Source organism: uncultured Chloroflexus sp. (assembly GCF_938091255.1).
Lineage (GTDB): Bacteria > Chloroflexota > Chloroflexia > Chloroflexales > Chloroflexaceae > Chloroflexus.
Genome location: NZ_CALLJH010000012.1, coordinates 20,454 through 46,455 on the forward strand (window position 1 = coordinate 20,454; position 26,002 = coordinate 46,455).

Here is a 26,002-nt window from a genome sequence, read left to right on the forward strand (position 1 = left end):
CCCGCCGTGAGGTAGGAGCAGGGGGCCGGGGTGAGAGCCAACCCGCACTGCGGGCTTCGTAACCACAGCCCGGCCCTTTGGGCCGGGTTGCCCTGTTCCCCAGCAGTTTGTTCTTTCTCCACCAGACCGGCATCGTGAAACCTTCATCAATCGTATTGTATAATCAAGCAGCGCCGTGCGGGGCGCGCTGGTTTGCTCCGCGCCAAAGGAGTCTGAGACAAAGATGCCGAAGCGCACCGATCTCCATACTATTCTCATTATCGGCTCTGGCCCAATTGTGATCGGCCAAGCCTGCGAATTCGACTATTCCGGCACTCAAGCGTGTAAGGCGTTGCGCGAAGAGGGCTACCGGGTGGTACTCGTCAATTCCAACCCGGCCACCATCATGACCGATCCCAGCCTCGCCGACGCTACCTACATCGAACCGTTGACCGTCCCTAGTCTCGAACGCATCATTGCCCGTGAGCGGCCCGACGCGATTTTGCCCACCGTCGGCGGTCAAACTGCGCTCAATTTGGCGGTAGCCCTGCACGAGGCCGGTATCCTCGCTACGTATGGCGTCGAGCTGATTGGCGCATCGGTCGAAGCGGTGCGTATCGCCGAAGATCGCCAACGCTTTAAGGATAAAATGATCGAAATTGGCTTGCAGGTGCCACGTTCTGGTACCGCGACCACGCTCGATGAGGCGCTGGCAGTGGTGGCGCAGACCGGTTTCCCGGCCATTATTCGACCTTCGTTCACTCTCGGCGGCGAAGGCGGCGGCATTGCCTACAACATGGAAGAGTTCCGCGCCATTGTTGAACGTGGTCTCGATGCTTCACCGGTATCGCAAGTGTTGATCGAAGAGAGTGTGCTGGGCTGGAAGGAGTTTGAGCTAGAGGTGATGCGCGACCGCAACGATAACGGCGTTATCATCTGCTCGATCGAGAATATTGACCCGATGGGCGTGCATACCGGCGATAGCATTACGGTTGCCCCGGCGATGACCCTCACCGACCGCGAGTACGAGCGGATGCGCGATATGGGGTTGGCAGTGTTGCGCGCCGTCGGTGTTGAAACCGGTGGTTCCAATGTTCAGTTTGCCGTTTCGCCCACCGATGGCCGCATCTACGTGATCGAGATGAACCCCCGTGTCTCACGTTCGTCAGCGTTGGCCTCGAAAGCAACTGGCTTTCCGATTGCCAAGATTGCAGCGAAGTTGGCTGTCGGCTATACCCTCGATGAGTTGCCGAACGACATCACGCGCGAGACGCCGGCCTCGTTCGAGCCGACCCTCGACTATGTGGTGGTGAAGATTCCGCGCTTCACCTTCGAGAAGTTTCCCCAAGCCGATCAGACGCTCACCACGTCGATGAAGTCGGTCGGTGAGGTGATGGCGATCGGGCGTACCTTCCCCGAAGCCTTTCAGAAGGCGTGGCGCTCGCTCGAGCAGGGGCGAGCTGGGTGGGGTGCCGATGGCCGCGATGCGATTGAGCCGGAACGGTTGCGCGAGCGGTTGATTACGCCCCATCCTGATCGCATGTTTTACATTCGCTATGCTTTGCAAAGCGGGATGTCGGTCGAGCAGATTAGTGCGCTGACCAAGATCGATCCGTGGTTCATCCGTCAGCTCGAGCAGCTCGTCAATCTTGAAGGCCGCCTGCGCGCCTTTGATCTCAACACCATCCCGCCCGATCTGCTGCGCCAAGCCAAGCGTATGGGGTTCAGCGATGCGCAGCTTGCCCACTTGCTGCGCGTGCCTCCCGGCCCGCAGCGCTGGTCGGCAGAATTGGCGGTGCGTCAGCGCCGTCTGGCGCTCGGCATTCGCCCGACCTTTCACCGCGTTGATACCTGTGCTGCCGAGTTCCCCGCCTACACGCCTTATCTTTATTCGTCATACGAAAGCGAAGATGAGGCGGAGCCGTCCGATCGCAAGAAGGTGGTGATCCTTGGTTCTGGCCCCAACCGGATCGGGCAGGGCATCGAGTTTGACTATTGCTGTAGCCACGCCGTCTTTGGGCTGCGTGCTCTTGGTTACGAGACCATTATGGTCAACTGCAACCCAGAGACGGTCTCGACCGACTACGATACCGCTGACCGGCTCTATTTCGAGCCGCTGACCCTCGAAGATGTGTTGAACGTGGTTGACGAAGAGCGGCCCGATGGCGTGATCATTCAGTTTGGCGGGCAGACGCCACTCAAATTGGCGCGGGCGCTCGAAGCAATCGGGGTACCAATCTGGGGCACGGCCCCCGAAGCGATCGATCTGGCCGAGGATCGTGACCGGTTTGGCGCGTTGTTGAAGGAGTTGCATATTCCCGCCCCCGAACATGGCAGCGCCACCTCGTGGGAAGAGGCGCTCGCCGTAGCCCGCCGGATCGGTTATCCAGTTGTAGTTCGGCCCAGCTACGTGCTGGGTGGGCGGGCGATGGCGATTGTTTACGACGACGCTGCCCTCGAACGCTATATGCGTGAGGCGGTCGCCGCTTCGCCGGAGCATCCGGTGTTAATTGACCGCTTCCTCGAAGATGCGTTTGAGATGGATGTCGACGCGATCTGCGATGGCGAGACGGTTGTGATTGCCGGGATTATGGAGCAAATTGAGTTGGCCGGCGTTCATTCCGGCGATAGCGCCTGCGTGATCCCAACTTACATGGTGGCCGAAGAGCACGTCGAAACTATGCGCCGGTATACCGAGCAATTGGCCCGCGCGCTGGGGGTGGTCGGCCTGATGAATATCCAGTACGCGATGAAAGACGGTGTTGTCTACGTGCTCGAAGTCAACCCGCGCGCCTCGCGTACCGTGCCCTTTGTCGCCAAGGCGACCGGTGTACCGTGGGCGCAATTGGCGGTGCAATGCGCCGCCGGCGCGCGGCTGCGGCACGAGCATGGTCGCATTGAGATCATGCATCCGGCCATGGTTAATCTGCCCCGCTACCGGTTGGATGTGACGAGCGAGCAGCGCTACCACGTCAAAGAAGTTGTGCTGCCGTGGTCGCGCTTCAGTGGCGTTGACACGCTGCTCGGCCCAGAGATGAAGTCCACCGGCGAGGGGATGGGCAGCGGCGCGACGTTTGGTGAGGCGTTTGCCAAGGCGCAGATGGCGTGCAATAGTCACCTACCCACCAGCGGCAATGCCTTCCTCAGCGTCAACGACCGCGACAAGGCCAATCTGTTGCCAATTGCCCGTGATTTAGCAGCCCTCGGCTTCAAACTGCTGGCCACCAGCGGCACGGCTGCCTTTCTTCAACAGCACGGTCTTGAGGTGAAGCCAATCTACAAGGTGAACGAGGGCCGACCCAATGCGGTTGACTATATCAAGAATGGTGAGATTGCCCTTATCGTGAACACACCGCTCGGCAAGGCCAGCTTCTTTGACGAGGGGGCCATCCGCCGGGCCGCGATTGTGTATGGTGTGCCGACCTTGACCACGCTGTCGGGAGCAGCAGCGGCGGTGCAAGCGATCCAAGCTATGCGCGCTGGCCAATGGACGTTGCTATCGCTGCAAGAACGGTCAGCGTTGGAAAAGGTGTAACGTCCCCAGTAGAGCTAGACGGCGTCCGGCTCTACGCAAAGGCGCCCAAGACTGCAAAGCGGCGCAGAGGGGTTTGGTGATATAAACTGTCCTCTGCGTCCTACGCGCCTTTGCGTTTACAATCTTTGCGTTCTCTGCGTCTGGGCGTTAACCCCTTTGCGCCTTTGCTTCCATCGCGCCTTTGCGTTTACCGCTGACCCGCCGCCTCGATGTATTCAAGGCTCTGGTGGCGGAAGTAGGTGTTATACAGCTCAGCATAGTGCCCGCCAGCAGCCAGCAACTGGTCGTGCGTCCCCTGTTCGAGAATCTCGCCGCGGCGTAGCACGATGATCCGGTCAACTTCGCGCACCGTGCTCAAGCGGTGGGCGATGATGATCGCGGTTCGATCCCGCATCGCCTCATCCAAACCCTCTTGAATCAAGGCTTCGGTGAGCGGATCAATGCTAGCGGTGGCTTCATCCAAAATGAGAATCGCCGGGTCTTGCAATAACACTCGCGCCAATGCCACCAGTTGCCGCTGGCCCATGCTCAGGCTGCTGCCGCGCTCGCCGACCGGCGTATCGAGACCCGCTGGCAGGGTTGCTAGCCAATCGCCGTGCCCCACCCGTTGCGCCGCCGCCAGCACCTCATCGTCGCTCGCGTCTGGTTTCCCGTAGCGAATATTCTCGCGCACTGTGCCATCGAATAGAAATGGCGTCTGCGTCACCATACCCAATTGGCTGCGATAGGCGGCCAGATCAAGCCGGCGAATGTCGTAGCCGTCGATCTTGATCTGCCCGCCTTGAAACTCGTAGAAGCGGGCGATTAGCTTGGCAATGCTGCTCTTGCCGGAACCAGTATGACCAACCAGCGCCACTCGCTCTCCCGGTTGAATATGCAGATTGAACTGGCGTAAGACCGGTTCGCCCGGTTTGTACGCAAAATCAACCCGATCGAAGATAATCTCGCCGCGCAACCGGCCCGGATCGAGCCGGTCGCTCTGCGTCACCCGCGGTTCGGCGTCGATCAGCGCGAACACCCGCTCGCCGGCGGCTAACCCGAGTTGGAACTGGCTCCAGAATGAGGCGATGCTGGTCAGCGGGAACCAAAAGCTCTGCAGGCCTTGGATGAAGAGAAACCACGTGCCGGTGGTGAGTTCGCCGGCATAGACCTTCTGCCCACCGAGGTAGACGAGCAACGCGGTGCCGGCGGCAGCCAGCAGATTGAGCAGCGGAAAGATGCTGCTAAAGGTATAACGGGTGTACAAGTTGACTCGCCGGCTCTTTTGGTTGACATCGAGAAAGTCGGCGTACACCGCCTGCTCTTGGCGGAAGGTCTTGGCGACCCCGATCCCGCTCACCGTTTCTTGAATGTGATTACTGACTTCGGCATTCACCCGCCGCGAGGCGGTAATGACCTTACGCGCAATAGTACGAAACGCTAATGCGGCACCAATGATGAGTGGCGCCAACCCGAGCAGCACCAGCGTCAGCGACCAACTGACGGTTGTCAGATAACCGACCAGCACTACCACCAGCAGCAACCGGCTGAGCAGATCCATGGTCAGCGTCATCACCTGCGCAAAAGCTGCTGTGTCGGAATTCACACGACTGACGATTTTGCCCGACGGAAACTCGTCGTAGAAGCTGAGGTCGCGGGCCAGCACGGCATCGGCAGCATCGCGACGCAGCGCCAGCACCACGTCGCCGATGGCCCGCACCGACATTGTTTGCCGGATCAGGTTAAACACCCACGACAAACAGGCGATCAGGGCCAGCGCACCGGCCAGCACTGCCGCCTGATTGAGCGAGGTTGCGGTCTGAATCTCGTCAATACTGTACGAGATAAAGATCGGGATGAGCGCCTCGATCAGCGCAGTGGCGCTAATCATCAACGCGGCGGTGATGATCTTGGCGGCTTGCGGGCGAAAATAGCGCAGAATCCGCCGCACGAGTTCGCCATCGCTGTATGTGCGATCGTAGCCTTCAGCATCGAGGCCATCAAACAGAAAACCCATGACCGTCCTTTCTACTCATCAGCGCCATCATCACGCCGTCAACTTGCCGCTGGCGCCGGGCGCGCCGCCGGATGCTCATAGCGAGCAAAGATCCGCCGGTAGTGCGGCGAGGTGCGCAGCAGCTCCTCGTGGGTACCGGCGGCGACCAATCTGCCGCCATCGAGCACCAGTATCTGATCGGCCCAGCGGATCTGCGCCAGCCGGTGGGTGATCAACAACACCGTGCGCCCTTGCTGCGCATGCCGGATCGCACGCTGAATCTCATCTTCGGTCGCACTATCGATCGCGCTGGTGCTATCGTCGAGAATAAGAATGCGCGGGTTGGCGAGAAACGCGCGGGCCAGTGCGATCCGCTGCCGTTGCCCGCCCGACAGGGTCACGCCGCGTTCGCCGATCACCGTCTGGTAGCCATTGGGCATGCGGCTAATAAACTCGTGGGCTTGGGCGGCGCGCGCCGCTGCCTCGATCTGCTCTTGGGTCGCGCCGGGCGCGCCAAAGGCGATATTTTCGCCGATCGTGCGTGAGAAGAGGAAGATATCTTGCTCAATCTTGCCGATCTGCGAGCGCAGGGCATCGAGATTCCACTCCCGCACATCTACCCCATCAATCAACACCCGCCCGCTGGTTGCGTCGTATGTACGGTTGACGAGTTGGGTCAGCGCGCTCTTGCCGCTGCCCGTCTGCCCGACAATCGCCACCGTCTGCCCGGCGGCAATACGGAACGAGATGTCGCGTAGCACCTGATGCGGCTCTTCGCCGGGGTGAGCGGCAAAGCTAAAGCTCACCTTCTCGAACTCGATCTCGCCGCGCATTGGCGCGCGATAGCCGTTCGGATTCTCGTCAAGATCAGTGGTGGCGTTGATGACCGAAAGAATGCGACGTGCGCCGGCCAACCCGGCCTGAAAGACCGAGAAGGCGAAGAGCGAGATGAAGGTTGGGAAGCGCAAGACATTCATCAGCCCGATCACCGCCACTACTTGCCCCAACCCGATTTCACCAGCGCTGTAGAGCCACAGGGCATGGAAAAACTCCGCGCCTAGCGCAATCCCAAACAGCAAGAGCGGCAGATAGCGCGCCTCAATGTCACCTTGCTGCACAAACAGATCGCGGAAGCGTTGGGCGTTGCGCAGATACTTCGAGCGCTCGAGTGCCTCGCGAGCACTGGCCTTCACTACCTCGATCCCGCTGATCGTCTCTTCCAACCCAGCATTCATTACCCCATACTGCTCGCGCTGGCGCTGGATCACCGGCATCAACCGGCGCAGATACCAGCGCGCGGTGATAATATAGCCCGCCACGAAGAGCAATGGCACGATGATCAGGCGTGGTTCGGTGAAGAAGATGAAGGTCAGCGGCACCACGATCCCCAACACCGTTTCAGAGATCAAAGTAGCGCCGGGCACCATCATATTCGCTACGAAATTGGTATCATCGGTGGCGCGCGCCATGAGGTCGCCTGCGCGCTGGCGATCGTGAAACGCCTTGCTCTTGGCCAGCAAGCTCTCGTAAAACTCTTGCCGCACATCAGCTTCGACCCGCGCTGCGACATTCTCAGCCGACAAACTGCCAATCAACGCCGTTACGCTATCCGTCACCATTACGGCCAGCACCGCCAGTGCCAACCCGGTCAAGGCGGCGTAATCGGGCGGGCCGCTCAGCACGTCGGCAACGCGCCCAATTAACGCTTGCGCCCCTGAATAAGCCGCCCATGCGGTGATGAAACAGAGGTAAAATCCCAACACAAACGGCCAGTAACGCGCCACGTGCGAGAGCAGCCAACGCGCTACGCTGCGCCGGTCGTAAACGTAGGCCGAAGCAACCGTAAATTCACTACGCTGCACGATTAGTGGCTCCTCTCATGTCATCGCAACGTGGCCGCCAGTCGCAATCGTATTGGCACTGCGCCGCCGTGCGTATTGTGGCGAACATAGAACATTATTGCGAGTATATCCTACTTTCCCACCCTACGAGATCAGCCGTAAGGTGTAACCTTTTGCCTATGTTCAACGTAGAGATCGCGTGCTACAATGCGGTTGTGCTTGCGTTCTGCTGTGCGTCATCACGAGGAATCTTGTTATGTCTGCACGTGTGGTAGCGGTGAGTGGCCCGCTGGCCGGTCGGATGTTTCAATTGGGCGAAACATCGCTCACGTTTGGACGTTCGCCTGATAACGCGGTTGTGATCGCTAGCCAGCGCGCTTCTCGCCGGCATGCCGAGATTAGGCGTGAAGGCGGGGCGTATGTGCTGGTCGATCTGGGCAGCTCGAATGGTACGTTGCTCAACGGCCAGCTAGTGCAGCGGCAACTCTTGCGCACCGGCGATACGTTTGCAATCGGTGATGAGGTATTTCGGTTTGAAGAACTAGCTGGAGCTGTGCTCGAACCGACTTTGCCCGTTGGTTCATCACCACCGTCCGTTTCGCCACCCGCCGCTCCCGGATGGTCGGGGCAGCCCCAGCCGCCACCCGCCGCTCCCGGATGGTCGGGGCAGCCCCAGCCGCCGCCTGCCGCTCCCGGATGGTCGGGGCAGCCCCAGCCGCCACCCGCCGCTCCCGGATGGTCGAGGCAGCCCCAGCCGCCACCCGCCGCTCCCGGATGGTCGAGGCAGCCCCAGCCGCCGCCGCCTGCCGCTGGCGGTTTTCAATTGCCGCCTGTCCCCCCTTCCGCGCTGCCGCCGGCAACCCAACCCCGTCGCTTCCCAATCTGGCTTATACTCGTTGGTGTGTTTACCTGCATCGTTCTCGCGGTTGCCGTTGCTGGCGGTGTGATCTTCTTTAACCGCGGCGGCAGTAATGGTGGCGGCAACAATAACTCTAGCGGCGGCGGGTTCAATACATCTCCTATCGCGCAGCCAACCACGCCGACCCGTGTGCCGCCGCCTAATGCGGCGGAGTGGACGGTGCTGGTCTATCTCGATGGCGATAACAATCTTGAGTCTGATGCGATTGATGACTTTGAAGAAATGGCGCGGGTTGGCTCAACCGATCAGGTGCATATTGTGGTGCAAATGGATCGGATTCGTTCGCCAGAAGTGTGGGATGACCGTCGCTACGGCAACTGGGATAGCACGCTGAGGTTTCGGGTCGAAGCCGGAATGGAACCAACCCGCGAGAATGCACTGACCGATCTCGGCGAGCGCAATATGGGTGATCCGGCTACCCTGAGTGACTTCTTGATCTGGGGAATTGAGAACTACCCAGCCAAACGTTACGCCATCATTCTCTGGGATCATGGCGCGTCGTGGCTAGGCATCGCCAGCGATGATACCGATGGGGATGTGTTGAATCTGCCCGAGATCAGCTCTGCCTTTGAGACGGCAATCGCGCGCACCCGTATCGGTGGCTTTGAGATGATCGGCTTTGATGCTTGCCTCATGGCCCAGTTTGACGTGCTGCACACGGTTGCTCCGTATGGCCGGGTGGCAGTCGCTTCCGCCGAACTCGAACCTAACAGCGGTTGGGCTTGGGATGCGTGGCTTGAGCAGGTGGTTGCTAAACCCGAACAAGATGGCTACGCGATTGGGCCGGTCATTGTGCAAACCTATATGGATTCGTTTCGCGGCCAAAGCGCTGATGAAGTGACACTCTCGGCCTTTGATCTCACCCGCATGAATGAGCTGGTGAGCGGGCTCGATGCTTTAGCGCAAGAATTGCAACGGGGGGTGCAACAAAGCTATACTGCTATCGGCCAAGCCCGTTCATTTACCAATGTGTATGCGCCATCGTATGCCGAAGAGTTTAATGCGATCGATCTGCCGCACTTTCTGAACTTGCTCCCCCAACAAGGTGCAACTGGCGCTGTACGTGAGCGGGCCGCGCAACTGCTGCGCGCAATTGAATCGGCCCGGCTAGCTAATGGCGTCGGGTCGTATCACCGCGAGAGCGGCGGACTCTCGATCTACTTCCCACAGTTGGCTAATCTGTATGCTGAGGCATACGAACGCGCTTCACCGACGCCGCGCGCCACGGCGTGGGAAGAGTTTCTGACCACGTACTATCAGGCAAGCAGTACGGTTGTGCAACGGCCAACGATTCGTGATTTAGCCATTAATCGCGATGTGGTGAGTGTCAATGCGCCCGCTAGTCTCACCGGCACCTTGGCCGGCAGTGATATTGCTTATGTGTTCCAATTTATCGGCATTCCCAACGATCGGCGCGATACGGTCGATCTGATTTTGGTTGATTTCATCTACCCGCCGGGCGCTGCGCCGGGCAGCCAAGTGCCCAATTGGAGCGATGGCGAATTTAGCTTGCGCCTGAATTGGGACGCCACCAATTGGTACTTAAGCAACGGGAATGATTCGATTGAGGTCTTACTAGGACCCATTAAATATGGCTTTGAGTTTTACGGCGTTGAAGGCATCTATACATCAACCGCCACCGGTGAGCAAATCAACGCTGGGCTCGTCTTTGCAATACAGGGCAATGAAGCGCAATTGCTCCGGGTTTGGGGTTTTCCCCGCACCGCTGGCAAGCAAGAACCGCAACCGTTTGAGTTGTTCCCCCGCGCTGGTGATACCTTTACCGCTTACTATCGCTCGTACACTGATACTGGGAGTGGACTGGAAGCTAATCGGTTTGAGGGCCAAACGATTACATTTGGTGATGCGCCGCTCAAGGCGGTGCGTGGCCCGACTCTAAGCGGCGATTATGTGATGGGTTTTCTGGTGCGCGATATTGCCGGCAATTATCACTACAGCTATGTGGATGTGGCGGTAGACAATACCAATGTGCCAACCACGCCGGGTGGTGGTGTGGCGCCGCCTGCCGGTGCAGCCCAAACCGGTTACCAACGCTACGAAGGCGCGCTTAGTTTCGCTATTGATTATCCGCAAAATTGGCGCGCATTTGATACTGGCAACGACCGGATCATCTTCTCGAATCGCGCGGTTGATGATGGTGTGTATGTGGTGGTTGACGTCTACAAGTTTGTTGACGACGATCCAACCGTTGCGACCCGCACCTTGATGGCAGAGCTAAAGACTGTCGTGAACCAGCAAGGCGAGCTGCGCGTTGATGTCACCGATTTCCAGATAGCAGGCCTGAATGGTTTGAAGCTTGAGTATACTTATCCTCTCGATCAAGGCGGTAACAGTTATGTCGTCGCAGTTATCGTCACGAGTCCGAATACGTTGTGGACCTATCTGATCATGTTTGAAGCGCCGGAAAGCGGCTTTGATAGCCAGCTTGAACTCTTCAATGCCATGCTCAGCAGCCTCGTGATCGGGTAGCGAATGCTACGCAGCGGGGAAGGAACGAACCGTGGGAGGGGGCAATCAACGTGAAGTGGGTGAGCGAGCAGTAGCCCAGCTCATCCCAGACATTGTTCAGCTCAAATCGTGTCTGCGGATGGGAGTAGCGGGCGGATATACACCAGCGGCGCTTATCCAACTAGCCCAGACGTTGAGTTATGCAACGCTCGCTGAGGGTGGATCGGTACTCGTCGCTGGGTCAGCTGGTGGTCATTGGGCCGATCTGGCCTTGCAGGACGTGGCGTTGCCGATTCAGCGTAGTAATATCGTGCTCCAAGGTGCGGGAGTGGCGCTGGTTGGGGTGGGGCTGCGTTATGGCTATGCGTTGGTCGCTATTCCGATGGAGTCGTTGGAACGTGAAGCTGATCTGCAATTGCATGATGCCCATTGGAGCTGCGCGCCTGACGATTTGTTGGCCCTGAGCGAGCTGCTCGAACACTCTATCCCGATGCTGCAACGCGCCGCTTTGCAGCGTTTGCAGCCGCCGCCTAGCCATTTGCTCTTGCAGATCGCGCATCAGGCGCTCGATTTTGCCGCTCGCCAACACGTGACGTTGGCGCTAGCCAATCGCGCGCTCACCGAACGGCTGCGCAATCACGAAGATCAGACCCAGATGGTTGTTCATGATATGCGCGCGCCGCTGCATACGCTGCTGATCAGTCTCAAAGCCTTACAGCGACAGGGGTTTGATGCCAACGCGCGTGATGAATTGCTCGAAGTAGCGCGGGAGAGCGCCAATTATCTGCTGAGCTTGACCGAAACGGTGCTCGATTCGGCCCGGCTCGAGACGAGCAGTTGGTCGTTGCAGTTGCAGCCGGCTAACCTCGTTGCGCTGATCAAGGCCGTGTGTGAGCCGTTTCGTCACTTGGCCCATCCCGATCAGCCGTATGTGCGGGTGGAATTGCCGGTTGAGCTGCCGGCAGTGATGTTGGATCCGCACTTAATCGAACGGGTGATCGCGAATCTGGTCTCGAATGCGGTGAAGTTTACACCGTCAAGGGGTGAAGTGGTGGTGTCCGCTCGTCTGACCAACGATGGCCATAGCGTAGAGCTGCGGGTGAGCGATACCGGTCCGGGTATTCCGCGCGAGGCGCAAGAGCGGATCTTCGATCGCTTCTATCAGGCACGTGAGAATGATCGGGGCCGTGGGACCGGCTTGGGTCTCTACTTCTGCCGGTTGGCGGTTGCAGCCCACGGCGGTAACATTATGCTTGAGAGTGAAGTGGGTTGTGGCAGCACGTTCATTGTGCAGTTACCGGTTGGGTAAGCTTGCCGAACATTGAGCAGTCTCCCTACCGCATCCAATGCGCTACCACCGTTGCCGGCGGGTCGGTGAACATCTAGAGTGCGGCAGTTCTACTGCCGCATTCCACTATCATCCAGTTGCGGCAATCGTCGTCACGAGTGTGTTGGTTGCGCCGGCGGCGCGCAATGCGCCAGCGATCGTTGTCGCTTGTTCTGGCGTGGTTAACGCCAGCATCACACCACCCCAGCCAGCACCGGCCAGCTTTGCCCCCAATGCACCGGCGGCATGCGCTGCCGCGACCAGCCGGTCAAGTTCCGGCGACGAGACGCCGATCTCGCGTAGTAGCTCGTGGTTGGCGCTGAGGAGCGGCCCTAACCGTGCCGCATCACCCGTTGCCAGCGCCGTGCGCGCTTGCTCTACCAACGCGCCCACCTGATCGAACAATGCTTCGTAGCGTACCGGATCGGCCTGCCATCGCTCGCGCACCGCACCGACCGGTAAGCGGGTCGGGCTGCGCACGCCACTGTCACCAACGACCAGCGTCAGCGGCGCGCCGATGGGTAATGGCTCGATCAACGGCGGGAGCGATGGCCGGCGCTGAAACCAGATCGGCTGCTCGAACGCCACCACGGTGTTGTCAATCCCGCTGGGGGTGCCGTGATAGCCGCGTTCGCTCTCGTACACGAGTTCGGAAATGGCTGTTGGCGGGAGGGTTTGGCCGCTGTGCGCCAGCAACTCGCGCACAATCGCCGTGGCGATAGCTGCCCCGCTGCCCATGCCGCTAGCGATCGGGATCGCTGAGCGGATGGTGATTTCAACATCAGCCGGGAGGCCAAACCGCTCGATGACCGCCATCACCAACCCGCTGAGCGGTTCATCGGGCCGCTCAACTACTCGCCACTGCCCGCCGAGATCGGGCGCACTGATCAGCGGGCCGCACCCCGGCGGGATCGGCGTGACAGTTGCCGTCGCCCGAATGTCGGCCAGCGGCAACGCAATCGCTGGCCGTCCGTAGACGACGGCATGTTCGCCGCAGAGAATGAGTTTGGCCGGCGCGGTTGCCATGGCTCAACTGCGAATCGTCGCCCCTAGCTCGCGTTCGAGGTTGCCGACGATCTTCTTGCGAATCTTGGCTAACGTCTCGTCGAGCAGGGTGCGGTCAGGCGCACGGAAGACGAGGTGATAGGTCAGGCTGCGTTTGCCTGCCCCCACTTGCGGCCCGCTGTAGCGATCAAACAGCGTAAGGCTCTCTAGATACTCGCCGGCGCTACGCTGGATAACGGCCCGAATCTGCGCCTCGCTGACAGTTTCATCAGCCACAATCGACAGATCTTGCACACTGGCCGGGAAACGCGAGATGGGCCGGTACACCGCTTGCCCAGCGTGGGCAAACAGCGTCTCGAGATCGATCTCGGCCAGCAACACTCGCGGCGCTGACACCTCTAGCCGCGCGCGCACCTGCGGATGGGCTTCGCCGAGCACGCCAACCGGTTGCTGATCAACTGGCTGCCCCCGGCTATCGCGTCTGCGCACCAACATCAGTGCCGCCGAGCGTCCGGGGTGGAAGCGCTCGTCATCGGTCAGCGGCACAAAGTTGAGTTGCTCGGCCAACCCTAACCGTTTGCCGAGCAGCTCGACGATCCCCTTCAGATCGTAGAAATCGAGCCACTCGCGGTCGGTGTTCAGCCAGCTTTCCGGCTGGCGCGGGCCGGCCATTGCAATCGCCAGCCGGCGTGGTTCGTCGGGCAGCCAGCGATCATCTTTGCCCGGCTCGGCTGGGGGCAGGTAGACCCGCCCAATCTCGAATACCAGCGAACGCTCGCGCTCGCGCAGGTTCATGGCCAGCGCCGCCGCGATCGAGGGCAGCAACGAGCGGCGCAAATAGACGTGTTCCGGCGTACTGGGATTGCTCAGCTTGAGGTATCGCTCGGCGACGGCCTCAGAGGGCTGGACCTGCGCAACCAGCGCCATATCGATCAGTGAATAGGTGATCAGTTCAGTCAAGCCGGCGCCGACCATCAGATCGCGCACCTGCTCTTCGAGTTCGATCGCCTTGAGCGTCACTGGCGGCGGCAATTCATCGGCCAGTCGGGTGGACGGAATCTGATCGTAGCCGTAGACGCGGGCAATCTCTTCGCACAGATCGGCAGCCATCGTCACATCTTGGCGGAACGACGGTACCTGCACGTGAATCACCGGCTCGGCGGCTAGCATTGCGAAATCGCCGACTGGTGCGCTGCCGCTGATCGAGCATTCAAATCCTAGCCGGCCTAAAATTTCGGTGATGGCGTGGGCGTCGAGATGAATGCCGAGCAGGCGGCGCACTTCCGAGGGTGGCAGATTGATCGTCACCGGCTGCCACGGGCGCGAATAGACATCGATGAAATCGGCGGCAATCGTTGCCCCTGCGTATAAGCGCATCAGTTCCAAACAGCGGTGCAGCGCGATCGGCGGTAACTCATAGTCAACCCCGCGCTCGAAACGGCGCGATGCTTCACTGGGTAACTTCAGGCCGCGCGCCGTGCGGCGAATCTGTACCGGCTCCCAGATGGCTGCTTCGAGCAACACATTGGTCGTCGTCTCGCTCACCTCAGAGCTAGCGCCGCCCATCACACCGGCGACCGCCAGCGGCCCGGTGGCGTCGCACACCATTAGCGGCGGGTGGGTCAAGCCGCTCTCCGGGCCGGGGGTCAGATCGCGATCGCGATCATCGAGCGTCTTCAACCGTTCGCCGGGTTGGGCTAGGCGTACAATAAGGTGGCGATCGGCTACCCGATCAGCATCGAAGGCGTGAGTTGGTTGGCCCCATTCAAGCATCACGTAGTTAGAAATATCGACAATATTGTTGATCGGGCGCATGCCGGCATTGATCAAGCGGCGCTGCATCCAGAATGGTGATGGCCCAATTCTGACGCCCTCGGCCAATCCCACCATAAAGCGTGGACAGAGATCGGGTTCGCGGACGGTGACGTTGGCCCGCCCAATGATCGACGGGCCGGTGGCAACGACCTGCGGATCGGGCAAGGTAAGTGGCGCGCCGGTCAGTGCAGCGACTTCGCGGGCCACCCCAACGATCGAGAGACAACGGGCGAAGTTGGGGGTCAGGTCGATTTCCAGCACAATCTCGCCCAAATAATCGCGTAGCGGCATTCCTACCGGCGCATCGTCAGGCAAGATCAAAATCCCCTCGTGATCCTCGCTCAGGCCCAGCTCTTTCTCCGAGCAGAGCATCGCATCACTCATCACACCGCGCACTGGCCGGCCCTTGAGTTTCGTAATCACCCAGCCCTCGGCGTGGCCATCGTACAACTGTGCCCCTTCGCGGGCAAACACCGCTTTCAGCGGATGGGTCAAGCGGCCCTGATCGCGATAGGGAAAGAGATTAGGCGCGCCGGTGACAACCGTATGGGGCTGGGCCGCGCCATAATCAACCTCGGCCAACACCAGCCGGTCGGCATTCGGATGCGACCGCACCTCAAGCACATTGGCAACGACAATCAATTCAGGATCCCACGGCAGCGGTGCGCCCTCAACCCCGATCCGGTGGATCTGGGCGACCTCCATGCCGCCGAAGGTCAAGCGCCGGGCCAACTCTTCGACCGGCAGATCGACCGCAACAAATTCACGCAACCATGACAGCGGAACTCTCATAGGCTCCTCGGCATAGCAATCTGGCTGGTGCGATTGTAGCTAGCGCCTTGCAGACTGTCAAATGACGCTGACTACGGGCGTCATTTGCCGTCTAACGGTGCGATCGTGGATTGCCAGCCGGCATGCTACAATAGCAGTGTGTTCGCGCTAATGCAGTAGGATAACAATGACCCAATCTGACTCGAATGAAGCGCCGGTATCCCCGCCGCCGGCGCCGCCCGCACCGCGTCCGCGGAGTTGTGTTAGCCGGATCATCGGTGTGATTGGCTGGTTCTTGACTGTGATCATCGCGGCTGGGTTGGCGCTAGCTGTTGCCGGAGGCATACTGGTGCTGTTGGGAGTTGATCTCGCCACGCCGCAGCAGATCAGGCAAGCGAGCGTTGATGTGCAGCGGTTGCAAGCAGCGGCCACCGCTCAAGCCGATACGGTGGCCCAACTGCAAACCGTGCAGGCGCAGGCCAGCATCGATCTGGGCAATGCGCGCGAGCGGATCGATGATCTCGAAGCGCAGGCGGGACGACTGGCAGCGGCGGCGACTGCCCAAGCCGGGCAAGCCGCGACGGCAGTAGCCTTGGGGCAGGCACTGCAAACCGCAGTCGCTGAAGCGGCAGCGTTGCAAGATCAGTTGCGCGAGGGGCAAGTTGTGGTGGCGGTAGTGGCAACTGTTCAAGCCGAGCAAAATGCGCGGCTACGCGAGATTGAACGGCGCAGCGAGCGGTTAACCCGTTTTCTTGATCGGCTGAGCGACATTGCTGCCGATACCGTGGATGATGTTGGCTTGCCTACACCAACCGCGACACCTCCTGCGACGCCGTCTCCGTTGACGGCAACGCCAACTGCGACGTCCGTCCCTCCTGTTACGCCAACGCCGTAGTAGACGGTTTCGGTTGCGCTGTGAGTCATAGCTGATCGGTTGCGCTGCGTGATTGCAGGCAAGGCCTAATCACGTCCGATGGCCGCTTCAGTAAGCAAGCGCACCATCTGTTCGATCGAACGGCGAGCGCGGGCAAGGGCGAGCGTCATATCGGCCAGAATCGCCTCGGCGAGCGTGAAATTCGAATGATAACTCTCGCGTAACGCCTCAAACATGTCTTGCGCTTCTTCGAGGTTTTGGGCGGCTCGATCCAACGCTTGCTCGCTATCGTCGCGTTGGCGAGCCGCTGTCATCGGCCAGCGTCCATGAATTTCAGCGCCGCGCACGACGGCCAAGTAGCGCCGCATGCGTTCAGTGCAGGTCAAGGCATCGTACACAGTGCGCTCGGCGGTCACGATTAATACCCGCGCAAGATGAATATTGCGCCCTAATTCGGCGCGCACCTCTTCAAGCGTACTCCGGGCCTGCTGGATGTACTGAACCGCCTCGTCCGCAATGCGGATCAGCTCCACCCTCTCGGTCTCTAATTCGGTTGGCCAGCGGCGTGGTATCGTCGGCATAATCAACAGCGCTCCTTCGTGATCGGCGCAGGTAATCTTCGGCTGCGCGGCGGCGCAGTACATTTTCGCCGAGTTGCCATAGAATGATGGGAATGCCCGCAGCCACAAAGCTCCGCCAGACCAGATCTTCATATCGGCGCCAATCGAGGCCGCTCAAACGGCGAGCAGCCAACGCAACTGGCGCGAGCGAGAGAACGACCCCGCCCGCAACTTCCGCCCACAAATGATCAGGCAAGACTGTCGGGTAACGGCGCTGGAGGAATTCAAGCGTAGCAGCATAGATAGTGGACAGTCCCATTACCTGAAGCGGTAATTGCACCGCCAGATGATCAGCTTCAGTCACTGTGTTGAGCGTTGGGTTGTGATTCACTGCTTGCATTGCGGGGTTCCTTTCGGGTTCCTTTCAGGAATTACTATACCACTAATAAACCGTTTTGTCCAGTCTTTCGGGTGCTTGTTGGGTATTTTTTTGGTGTTGGTAGGTGAGTGATAGTTGCCCCTCCTATGCAGTTTGTCTCGTCATTTTCGTCAGTAACAACGGGCAGGCGATTATAGGCAAGACGGCGTCAAAACGCGGTTCAGTTTTATAATACTACATACTGTAGTAATGTCAAGGCCCCGCCGAGAAATTCCCGCGAGAAACTCTAGACGGCTCGAATATTATATGCTATAGTAACTTAGAAAGGTGTATTTAAGAACCCAACAAGAACCCGAAAAGGATCGTCAAACCTATCGTTCTAACCCTGTGAGGAGGCAATGCTGCTCGGTACTTGGCCGGTGTCGCTCGATGAACAAGGCCGCTTGACCATTCCCGCCCCGATCCGCCCCGTGTTTAACGCTGGTGTGGTCGTGACGCGCGGCTTTGAACGCTGTCTCCAACTGTGCCCCGAACCGTTCTGGCGTGGGTTGGTCCAGCGGGTGAGCAATCTGACCCTCAGCGGGGCTGATGAGCGCTGGTTACGCCGGCTGCTGTTTGCCGATGCCAGCGCTTTGTCACTCAATGAACAGGCAATGATCGTTATCTCTGCACCGCTCCGCGCTTATGCCGGTCTTGATCGCACGGCTGTTCTGGTTGGGATGGATCAGTATCTGGAAGTGTGGACGCCTGAACGCTGGCAAGAATGCGAGTCGACCATTACCGCTTCTGCCGGCCGTTGGTCTCGCCATGATTGGGATGTCGCAGTAGCGCGCAACAACGCGTTTTCTTTGTGATCTTGTCTACTACAATTTGTAGTAAATTGTCGAAAGGATTGTGCCATGAACAGCGCCCTGATGCTCCAATCGCGCCTCGTGATCGATCGTCCCTCCGGCAGTGCTCTCATCGCTCGCCAGCGCCTGCGCCAAACGTTGCAGCGCGAGCGGTTGCTCGTGCGCGATCAGGTCGCTGATCAGGCGTTGCTGTTCGCTTTGCTGATGACGGAGCTGCCCGCTGCTTCTCGTGAAGGATAAGCCGCTCGCTGCCGGATAAGACGGTGTCTTCCCGCTGTTAGTCATACCCATCTGATTTTTATGCGACCAACGTACCAGCCTGTTCTGCTCTCGGTCGATTTTAGTTCGTATCATCGCGGCTTTTTTGTCCGCTGGGAAGCTAATGAGGTGATCGATATCACCCAGAGCCAGATGCCAATGCCGATCGCCGCCCACGATGTGCCGCTCGTGTTGCGTGCTCTTGATGTGTTGCAAGACCCGGCCTACCCGCATCCGTGGACGGCGGCGCAAGAGGCTTCCTTTACCTTTACCTCCGCTGAACAAGATCGGCTGCGCGAACTCGATTTCTGGGGCGACGGTGATCGGGTGCCGGCCGATTTGCCGCGCCGGGTCGGTCGTCGCCTCTTTCGTGCGCTCACCCACGATAAGCGCGGCGCTGAAGCGCTGAAGATTGTGCGTAACTATGCGCTGGCGGTCGATCGTCCGTTGCTTATGGCTTGCCATTTCAATGCCCACGCGCCGGCTGATATTGCTCTCGCTGCGCTCCCGTGGGAGTTGCTATGGGCCGATGAGCCAACGCCACTCCTCGCCGAGCGCCGCTTGTCGGCAACAATCGAACGCCGTCTTAAGCATACCGGCCCGCCGCCGCAACCGGTGCCGGGCAGCGGTGCGCTGCGCATTCTCGCGCTCTCGCCGCAAGCCGGGATTCCGCCCGAATTGCGCCAGCTTGAACGCAGCGCCCGCACGAGCGCGTTGCAACCGTTGCTCGAGCGACAGTTGGCTGAAGTGCGCGAGTTGAGTCCGGTGACCCGCCGTGAACTCGAACGAGTGGTGCGTGAGTGGTCGCCTGATGTGCTCCACTACTATGGCCACGGGCGCTATGAGCAAGGTACCGGCGCGCTCTTGCTCGACCGCGAGAGCGGCGGTGAAGAATGGACGCCGCCGGGGGCGTTGGCCGCTGCTGCTGGTGGGGTGCGGATGGTCTTGTTACATGCTTGCCAAGGGGCGATGGCTACCCCCGGCTCGGCCTTGCTCAGTAGTGTTGCCCCTGCCCTGAGCATCGCTGGGGTGCCGGTGGTGATTGGGATGCAGTTTACGATCCGGGCCGATGCCGCAACTCGTATCGCCAGCATCGTCTATGCCGGGCTGGCGCAGGGACGGAGTGTGCAAGAGGCGTTAGTCGCTGCTCGAATCGCGCTGTATGTCGGCGAGACCGATCAGGTGTCGTGGTTTGTGCCGGCGCTGTATGTGCGTAATCGTACCCTTGGGCCGATTTATTTGCGCCCGCCGAGTGACCAGCCATCGGCGTTGACCTTGGGCAACCAGTATCCGCCGCGCCATCCGTCGCCGGTTATTCGCCGGTTGCGCATCCAAGACGAATGGTATCGCCGGCGATATGGCATCGATTCTGTGTAGCACTGTAATTGGGGGTAGCGCTCTGGCCGTGCGGCGGTGCGACCCACTCGCCAATCCTCTGTACAGCGGCTATGCGGTCCCCATGATAACTATCGCATAGGTGTCTCATGTATCAGATCGAATGGGTTGGTATGACCCGCAATCACTTCAAACCGGGCACTCCTGATCGGATTAGAATGGTGGTGCTCCATTCCACTGCCGGTTCGTACCCCGGCGACTTTAAGTGGCTCCGGCAGGGCGGTACTCCCGGTCGTGAGGTTTCCGTCCATTATTACATCAGCAAGCGTGGCCAGATTTTTCAACTGGTTGCGGATCAAGATATCGCGTGGCATGCTGGCGTGAGCCGCTGGGAGGTAGATGGCCGCACTGTGTATGGCTGTAACGATGTATCGGTGGGGATCGAACTCGAGAACCGCAACGATGGCCGTGATCCGTACCCGCCCGAACAGTACGCCGCTGCGCTCTGGCTAACTCGCGAGCTGGTGCAGAAGTACCGGATTCCGCCTGCCCAAGTGGTGCGCCATCTCGATATTTCCCCCGGACGGAAGACCGATCCGGCCGGTTTTCCGTGGCAACGCTTTCTGGCCGAGGTGTTCGCCGGTTTGCCTGATGCTCCTACCTTGCCGCCGGGCGAGCAGTTGCGCCAATACATGCTTGATGCCGCGTATCGCGCCGCCGGTAGTGGCCTGCCCGCCGAGTGGCCCTTTTTCGCCCAAGCCCGCGCCGCCAATCTCGGCATGCCGGTCGCCTCGCTGGTCGCCCGCCCTCTCGCTCCGCGTCCGGCATCAGCACCGAACGATCGCGAACGCGCGTTGTCATTGCCTGACGGGACGCGCTATCTGGTTGAAGTCTATGCGCGCGATGCGCTGTTTGCTGCCGTTGGGCCCGATGACTCCCTCCGCCCCAGAGAGAGCGTCAATCGTCTCAATACCGTCCCCGCTAGCCCACAACGGATGGCCCTGCTGGAGGCAATCTTTCGCGCCGCCGATCCCGTCAATGGTTTTCAACCCGGTTGGGCCTTCCACCAGTATTTTCTCCAGCATCCTGATGAATTAGGGATGCCGATCAGCCATAATCACCGGCTGGCGCTGGCACCGGGATTGAATTTCGCGTGCCAACACTTTGCCCTCGATAGTCTATGCTCGCCGGTGGGCCAGTGGCAGGTGATCTACCGGCTTAGCGAGCTTCGTCGCGTCGCTGCTGACCAGTTGGCGCCGTCCGGCCTCAGCCGCGAGCGCGCAACCCAATTGGCCCGGCTCTTACTTGACGATCTCTTCGCCCTCCGCACTGGTCGCCGCTACCAACCTGATGCAGCCCTGATCCAGTATGCGTTAGGGGAAGAACTCGGCGCGCCGCTGGGCCAAACTGAAGTCGTGGTGATCGATGGCGTGCCGGTGGTGTTGATGCCGTTTGCGCTCGATGTGATTGCTTGTCGCCTGCCGGCGCCGGATTGGCCGCTCGACCGTCCATTACCACCGGCAAGCCCCTTTGGCCGCTTGACGGCGTTGCTTGGCAGCCATCGCCAGCTTGCGACCGGTGTGGTTCGGCTATCGCGGGTTGATGACCAGCGCCTGCCATCGCCGCCGGTTACGTCTGCTCCCCTACTCGGCCCAGTTCGTCAAGGCCAGCCATTGATCGACGTGAGCCTGTTTGCCGGTGATGGTGAAATACGCCGCCGTCCGCTTGATACCATTTTGCTTGTGCCAACGCCCGGCCCAACTAGTTTACAGTTGGTCAATGCCCACACCAATGCGCGCTGGCACTACTACGTGGATCATACCGGCACTGTGTTTCGTCTGCGCCACGAACGCTACATTGCCCGCACTGCGCGCGGGGTTGGCTTGCCCGCCGAGCAGCTCGATCAACGCGCCGTCGTGATTGCCGTAGAAGGATCGCTCGAACATGCGCCGCCGCCCTTGCGTAGCGCGGTACAGGCGCTGGTGCAGTTCCTGCGCCGGCAGTTTCACATTGGCGCTGGCCGGGTGCGGGTGAGCGAGCCCATTGCTGAGCTTCCGTTGAGCGAGCAGGCGTGATACCAACCATTATTCACGGGGGAGAGTATGCAATCTGCAGATGTATCGTTTCAGCCGCGTACCCCGATTATCATCAAGCTGATCGGTTTGGGTGGCTGTGGCGGGAATTTGGTTAGTACATTACAACTGCCGACCGATCAGATTGGTGTGATTGTTGCCAATACCGATCAACAAGATCTGGTTGGACGCACCACGGTGCCAACGCGCATTTTATTGGGGCCGCAGCTCACGGCAGGCAAGGGCGCCGGCGGCCATCCTCAAGTCGGCGCAGAGGCAACGCTCGAAAGCGAACCGGTGTTGGCCCAAGCCCTTGCCGGTGCTGATCTGGTGGTGATTGTCGCCGGTATGGGTGGGGGTACCGGCACCGGCGCCGCGCCAGTGGTCGCCCGTCTTGCCCGCCAACTTGGCGCGTTGACCCTCGCGTTTGTCACGATGCCGTTTCACGTCGAGAAGGGCCAACGTAGTCGCACTGCCGAACAGGGGCTTGCCTCGCTAACCGCGACTGCCGATGCGGTGGTGGTCGTGTCAAATCAGAAGATCCTCAGTTTTGTGAATCCACGTGAAACGCTAAGCAAAGCGCTCACCTATAGCAATACAATTTTGAGTGCTGCGATCAGTGGTGTTGTCGAGCAGCTCTCCTTGCCTTCACTAATGCAGCTCGACTTTTCCCACGTTCGCCAAACGCTCAGCAATGCCGGTCAGACGATGCTTGGGATTGGCAGCGCAACTGGTAGCGATGCCGCCCAGCGCGCTGTGCAGCAGGCGCTCAGATGCGATTTGTTGGAAGGAAATTTGATGAAAGCGCGGCGTATGCTGATTTCGATCATCGGCGGCAATAATCTAGGTCTGCTCGATGTTAACAATGCGATCGCACAGATTTACCAGACGATTGATAGCGAGATGGATTTAGCGATTGGTGTGGTCAGCTCACCGCACCAAGCCAACCCTGATCGCGTGCGCGTTACCCTGATCGCAAGCGAGGTTGCCTCGTTTCGCCGGCCACCTAGCACTATCGCCAACAAATCTGCTCCGAGCTCGAAACCGCCTGTTCAATCTCTGGTCCCTGCGTTGCTTCAGTATGCCGATCTTCCACCCTTTTTGAAGCTTCACCGCCGAGGCAGCCTATGATCCTGCATCTGTGCTCGAATGACCCCCTCGTCGCGCTTGTGCATGACCTGTTTGGCGCTAATCCGGTGCGCGTCCCCGATGCTCGCATCCGTCCGCTCTCAGTTGTTGTGCATCGCCATGGGCGCAGTATCTTTCGCGGCTCGCTCTTACCACTCTTGACCGACTCTAGCCCGCTCAGTGTCCAACCATCGGTGTCACAACTGATCGACATTAGCGGTCGTCGTTCGCGGCGGGTGAGTCTTGAATTAGGGCTAGCCATTTTGAAAGGTTTCTTGCGCGGCTTTGGCATCCCCACCGCTGAGTTGTCCACGACGTTGCAAGGTGCTGCCGCTATCTCCTTCTCATTTCCTACCGCGATGCGTCTCGCCTACGATGTCAATGCCCTCGGTTGGGCGCTGGCCGGTCGTGCAATTGATCGCGCCAATCCGGCGGCGGCAATACTGTTCGAGCAAACTCCTTACGAATTGTTGTTGATCGACTCGGTTCTCACCAGCCGCCATATCACCATCACAATTAGCGGCTCAAAAGGCCAACGGCTGAATGTCGATATTGATGCGTTGCGCCATATGCTGGGCGATCTTGGCGCTCAGGCGAGTGTCAACAACGACTCCGATCTCGAAATCACCCTCGCCAGCCCGCACGATTTGACCTTCGCTTTTTCGTGTGTGCGCCTCTTTTTCAATGATGAAGGGTATATCACTACGATGCCGCCCGATCTCGACCGGCGCGTGTTGGGGAGTGCGAGCGGCATCAGAGTGCGTTATAGTCCCGACCGCGTCATGCTCAGCGAGCAGCCGGGGCTGTTAATGTGGGATCATGCTGAGGCGATGCTCAAAGCCTAATGCCAAGCGACGCGGGTCGCCGGCCTGCCAAGAGCAGGGGCTGCGGGGCAGCGCGGGGCGCGGGCCGCCGGCCCGCCATCTATCCATCCTGCTATATGGTGGCAAGCTCTTGCAACACTTCAAGCAAATAATCCACTTCAGCAGCCGTGTTGTAATGTACCAACCCTACCCGCACCATGCCGCCAAGTAGCTCCACCCCGAGCCGTTCGCTCAAGCTCAGCGCATAGTAGTTGCCATCCCAGACGAAAATGCCGCGTTCAGCTAGTTTTTCGGCCACCATCCGCGGTGATAGGTTCGCTAATCGGAACGAGACCGTCGGGGTGCGCCACCCAAACCGTTCCGGCTCGCGAATCCCATACAATGTGAGGCCGGGGATTGCGAGTAAACCCTCGATCAACTGCACAGCCAAGCTCCGTTCGTAGCTGGCGATTCGCGTCATAGCCGTCACGAGCGCCTCGCGCCGGCTCGCAGCCGGTTGACCTAAGCTGGCCAAGTACTCAATTGCTGCTGTCACGCCGGCCAAGCCTTCATGGTTCTGGGTGCCGGTCATCCAACGTTCGGGTAAAGTGTCAGCCGCCGGGCGCACTTTGTAGGGCTGCAATCGCTGTAAATGCTCGCGTTTGCCGTAGATGGCCCCTACGTGCGGCCCAAAAAATTTGTAGACGCTACAGGCCAAAAAATCGCAGTCGAGCGCTTTGACATCGATCGGGCCGTGTGGCGCATAATGCACGGCATCCACAAAGACCAGCGCGCCTGCCTGATGCGCCCATTCGACCACCTGCTGCACATTGTTGATCGTGCCAACTGCATTTGAAGCATAGCCAATCGCCACCAACTTGGTGCGCGGCCCGATCTTCGCCGCCATATCCGCCATGTCGAGCGTACAGTCTTCAATGTCAATATCCACCTCGCGAATCACTACCCCCCGCTCACTCAATGCTTGCCACGGCGCGACATTAGCGTCATGGTCAAGCCGTGTCACCACGATTTCATCGCCGGGTTGCAATTCGCGCCCAATTGCCCGGCTGAGCGCAAAGGTCAGCGAGGTCATATTCTGGCCGAAAAAAACCTCTTCGGGCGCGCAGCCAAGCAGATCGGCCATCGCAGCATGCGCCGTGGCAATCGTCACATCGGTGCGTTGGCTGGTGGCGAACGCGCCATGCGTATTGGCATTGTCACGCGCCAGATATCCGCTGATCGCGTCGATCACCATCTGCGGTACCTGCGTGCCACCGGGGCCATCGAAAAAGACTGCTGCTCGTCCGGCAACCTCTTGCGCCAATGCCGGGAAGAGTGGACGAATAGTGGATGGATCGAAGAACATTACAATCTCCGTGGCAAATCACTGTTTCAGCAAATAATACCAGATGTTAATGAATAGCCAACAGCCTAGGTATGACCGTAGAGGGGATAAAGGTGCAGAGTAGGCAAAGACGGTTAACTCCAAGCCGCCAAGAGAGCAGAGGCGCAGAAGATTCAAACGCAAAGGCGCAGGAAAACCGGAGGGCTGTTCGGCTCCGCAAGGGACGTTTGGGGCAGCGTCACCAAGAGACGCTCTATGTTCGTGTCTGGGGCGTCGTTTCTTGCCCCTCTGTGTTCTCGCCGCTCGCTGCGGTTAACCGATGTGCCCCTCAGCTCCTGCCGGCTCCTGCGTGGTAAAGGCGGGGTGCTACGGTGTCCCGCTGCCGTTCCGTTAACACAGTGGTTCCCCCGCTCCCAACTCACGGCGGGAGCGGGGGCTGGAGGTAGGGGCGAGTGACACAAAAGTGTAGGAAAGCCGGAGGGCTGTTCGGCTCCGCAAGGGACTTTTGGGGCAGCGTCACCAAGAGACGCTCTATGTTCGTGTCTGGGGCGTCGTTTCTTGCCCCTCTGTGTTCTCGCCGCTCGCTGCGGTTAACCTGATATCCTTACCTTTCTCCTCTCAAACACTCTCACCCCCGCCGGTATACCGGCGGGGGTGAGGGTAAGATTGGTAGCGGCGGCAGGATTCGAACCTGCGACCTTCGGGTTATGAGCCCGACGAGCTGCCACTGCTCCACGCCGCGTCAGAGCAATGGGGGAACT

At 59.6% G+C, this 26,002-nt stretch carries 17 protein-coding genes and 1 tRNA gene; 10 read left to right on the forward strand and 8 right to left on the reverse strand.

The window, feature by feature from the left end:
- Window positions 1-223 precede the first annotated feature (223 nt).
- Window positions 224-3,514, forward strand: coding sequence for a carbamoyl-phosphate synthase large subunit (gene carB / locus Q1A00_RS05425; protein WP_298400776.1), 3,291 nt, complete (start codon window positions 224-226; stop codon window positions 3,512-3,514).
- A gap of 187 nt (window positions 3,515-3,701) precedes the next feature.
- Here the strand turns inward: carB and Q1A00_RS05430 are convergent, their stop codons facing one another.
- Together Q1A00_RS05430 and Q1A00_RS05435 are read right to left on the reverse strand one after the other, a co-directional pair.
- Complete coding sequence (locus Q1A00_RS05430) at window positions 3,702-5,510, reverse strand: ABC transporter ATP-binding protein (RefSeq protein WP_298400775.1); 1,809 nt, start codon at window positions 5,508-5,510, stop codon at window positions 3,702-3,704.
- Between the two features lie 38 nt (window positions 5,511-5,548).
- Window positions 5,549-7,351 (reverse strand): ABC transporter ATP-binding protein, encoded by a 1,803-nt coding sequence (locus Q1A00_RS05435; RefSeq protein ID WP_298400774.1) that lies wholly within the window; start codon window positions 7,349-7,351, stop codon window positions 5,549-5,551.
- Between the two features lie 235 nt (window positions 7,352-7,586).
- On the opposite strand from Q1A00_RS05435, the gene Q1A00_RS05440 reads away from it, so the two are divergent.
- Both Q1A00_RS05440 and Q1A00_RS05445 read left to right on the forward strand, forming a co-directional pair.
- The gene (locus Q1A00_RS05440; protein ID WP_299755617.1) at window positions 7,587-10,739 is read left to right on the forward strand and encodes a clostripain-related cysteine peptidase; all 3,153 of its coding nucleotides are present in this window, start codon (window positions 7,587-7,589) and stop codon (window positions 10,737-10,739) included.
- 31 nt (window positions 10,740-10,770) lie between these two features.
- A complete protein-coding gene (locus tag Q1A00_RS05445) occupies window positions 10,771-12,027 on the forward strand; it encodes an ATP-binding protein (protein WP_299755620.1) in 1,257 nt (418 codons plus the stop codon).
- 108 nt (window positions 12,028-12,135) lie between these two features.
- On the opposite strand, the gene mvk is transcribed toward Q1A00_RS05445, so the two are convergent.
- Both mvk and pheT read right to left on the reverse strand, forming a co-directional pair.
- Window positions 12,136-13,071, reverse strand: a complete 936-nt coding sequence (mvk, locus tag Q1A00_RS05450; protein WP_298400767.1) for a mevalonate kinase — start codon at window positions 13,069-13,071, stop codon at window positions 12,136-12,138.
- Between the two features lie 3 nt (window positions 13,072-13,074).
- Window positions 13,075-15,657 (reverse strand): phenylalanine--tRNA ligase subunit beta, encoded by a 2,583-nt coding sequence (gene pheT, locus Q1A00_RS05455; RefSeq protein ID WP_299755623.1) that lies wholly within the window; start codon window positions 15,655-15,657, stop codon window positions 13,075-13,077.
- A gap of 166 nt (window positions 15,658-15,823) precedes the next feature.
- On the opposite strand from pheT, the gene Q1A00_RS05460 reads away from it, so the two are divergent.
- Complete coding sequence (locus Q1A00_RS05460; protein ID WP_298482682.1) at window positions 15,824-16,531, forward strand: hypothetical protein; 708 nt, start codon at window positions 15,824-15,826, stop codon at window positions 16,529-16,531.
- A gap of 65 nt (window positions 16,532-16,596) precedes the next feature.
- Here the strand turns inward: Q1A00_RS05460 and Q1A00_RS05465 are convergent, their stop codons facing one another.
- Together Q1A00_RS05465 and Q1A00_RS05470 are read right to left on the reverse strand one after the other, a co-directional pair.
- Window positions 16,597-17,091, reverse strand: a complete 495-nt coding sequence (locus Q1A00_RS05465; RefSeq protein ID WP_298400758.1) for a hypothetical protein — start codon at window positions 17,089-17,091, stop codon at window positions 16,597-16,599.
- A complete protein-coding gene (locus Q1A00_RS05470) occupies window positions 16,979-17,470 on the reverse strand; it encodes a hypothetical protein (protein ID WP_298400755.1) in 492 nt (163 codons plus the stop codon). The genes Q1A00_RS05465 and Q1A00_RS05470 overlap by 113 nt, the downstream gene beginning before the upstream one ends.
- A gap of 377 nt (window positions 17,471-17,847) precedes the next feature.
- Here Q1A00_RS05470 and Q1A00_RS05475 point away from each other — a divergent pair, with 377 nt between their 5' ends.
- The 6 genes from Q1A00_RS05475 to Q1A00_RS05500 all read left to right on the forward strand — a co-directional run bounded on the left by Q1A00_RS05475 (window position 17,848) and on the right by Q1A00_RS05500 (window position 23,938).
- Window positions 17,848-18,303, forward strand: a complete 456-nt coding sequence (locus Q1A00_RS05475; RefSeq protein WP_298400752.1) for a division/cell wall cluster transcriptional repressor MraZ — start codon at window positions 17,848-17,850, stop codon at window positions 18,301-18,303.
- A 45-nt stretch (window positions 18,304-18,348) separates the two neighbouring features.
- Complete coding sequence (locus Q1A00_RS05480; protein ID WP_298400748.1) at window positions 18,349-18,540, forward strand: hypothetical protein; 192 nt, start codon at window positions 18,349-18,351, stop codon at window positions 18,538-18,540.
- 60 nt (window positions 18,541-18,600) lie between these two features.
- Window positions 18,601-19,935, forward strand: coding sequence for a CHAT domain-containing protein (locus Q1A00_RS05485; protein ID WP_299643568.1), 1,335 nt, complete (start codon window positions 18,601-18,603; stop codon window positions 19,933-19,935).
- A 107-nt stretch (window positions 19,936-20,042) separates the two neighbouring features.
- Window positions 20,043-21,968, forward strand: coding sequence for an N-acetylmuramoyl-L-alanine amidase (locus Q1A00_RS05490; RefSeq protein ID WP_299755628.1), 1,926 nt, complete (start codon window positions 20,043-20,045; stop codon window positions 21,966-21,968).
- A gap of 27 nt (window positions 21,969-21,995) precedes the next feature.
- A complete protein-coding gene (locus Q1A00_RS05495; RefSeq protein ID WP_299755631.1) occupies window positions 21,996-23,096 on the forward strand; it encodes a cell division protein FtsZ in 1,101 nt (366 codons plus the stop codon).
- Window positions 23,093-23,938, forward strand: a complete 846-nt coding sequence (locus Q1A00_RS05500; RefSeq protein ID WP_298400737.1) for a hypothetical protein — start codon at window positions 23,093-23,095, stop codon at window positions 23,936-23,938. Before Q1A00_RS05495 ends, Q1A00_RS05500 begins: the two co-directional genes overlap by 4 nt.
- Before the next feature lie 91 nt (window positions 23,939-24,029).
- Here the strand turns inward: Q1A00_RS05500 and Q1A00_RS05505 are convergent, their stop codons facing one another.
- Window positions 24,030-25,262 carry a cysteine desulfurase-like protein gene (locus tag Q1A00_RS05505; protein WP_298400732.1) on the reverse strand — a complete coding sequence of 411 codons (1,233 nt, stop codon included), beginning with the start codon at window positions 25,260-25,262 and terminating at the stop codon, window positions 24,030-24,032.
- 646 nt (window positions 25,263-25,908) lie between these two features.
- Window positions 25,909-25,983: transfer RNA gene (locus Q1A00_RS05510), tRNA-Met, on the reverse strand.
- Window positions 25,984-26,002 lie beyond the last annotated feature (19 nt).

Excerpts from the sequence above, each read along its gene's own strand:
- Q1A00_RS05440 (WP_299755617.1), top strand. The coding sequence starts at position 7,587 with ATGTCTGCACGTGTGGTAGCGGTGAGTGGCCCGCTGGCCGGTCGGATG.
- mvk (WP_298400767.1), bottom strand. The coding sequence starts at position 13,071 with ATGGCAACCGCGCCGGCCAAACTCATTCTCTGCGGCGAACATGCCGTC.
- Q1A00_RS05485 (WP_299643568.1), top strand. The coding sequence starts at position 18,601 with ATGCGACCAACGTACCAGCCTGTTCTGCTCTCGGTCGATTTTAGTTCG.
- Q1A00_RS05495 (WP_299755631.1), top strand. The coding sequence starts at position 21,996 with ATGCAATCTGCAGATGTATCGTTTCAGCCGCGTACCCCGATTATCATC.
- Q1A00_RS05505 (WP_298400732.1), bottom strand. The coding sequence starts at position 25,262 with ATGTTCTTCGATCCATCCACTATTCGTCCACTCTTCCCGGCATTGGCG.
- Q1A00_RS05500 (WP_298400737.1), top strand. The coding sequence starts at position 23,093 with ATGATCCTGCATCTGTGCTCGAATGACCCCCTCGTCGCGCTTGTGCAT.
- Q1A00_RS05465 (WP_298400758.1), bottom strand. The coding sequence starts at position 17,091 with ATGCCGACGATACCACGCCGCTGGCCAACCGAATTAGAGACCGAGAGG.
- Q1A00_RS05430 (WP_298400775.1), bottom strand. The coding sequence starts at position 5,510 with ATGGGTTTTCTGTTTGATGGCCTCGATGCTGAAGGCTACGATCGCACA.
- pheT (WP_299755623.1), bottom strand. The coding sequence starts at position 15,657 with ATGAGAGTTCCGCTGTCATGGTTGCGTGAATTTGTTGCGGTCGATCTG.
- Q1A00_RS05475 (WP_298400752.1), top strand. The coding sequence starts at position 17,848 with ATGCTGCTCGGTACTTGGCCGGTGTCGCTCGATGAACAAGGCCGCTTG.
- carB (WP_298400776.1), top strand. The coding sequence starts at position 224 with ATGCCGAAGCGCACCGATCTCCATACTATTCTCATTATCGGCTCTGGC.
- Q1A00_RS05470 (WP_298400755.1), bottom strand. The coding sequence starts at position 17,470 with ATGCAAGCAGTGAATCACAACCCAACGCTCAACACAGTGACTGAAGCT.
- Q1A00_RS05460 (WP_298482682.1), top strand. The coding sequence starts at position 15,824 with ATGACCCAATCTGACTCGAATGAAGCGCCGGTATCCCCGCCGCCGGCG.
- Q1A00_RS05480 (WP_298400748.1), top strand. The coding sequence starts at position 18,349 with ATGAACAGCGCCCTGATGCTCCAATCGCGCCTCGTGATCGATCGTCCC.
- Q1A00_RS05490 (WP_299755628.1), top strand. The coding sequence starts at position 20,043 with ATGTATCAGATCGAATGGGTTGGTATGACCCGCAATCACTTCAAACCG.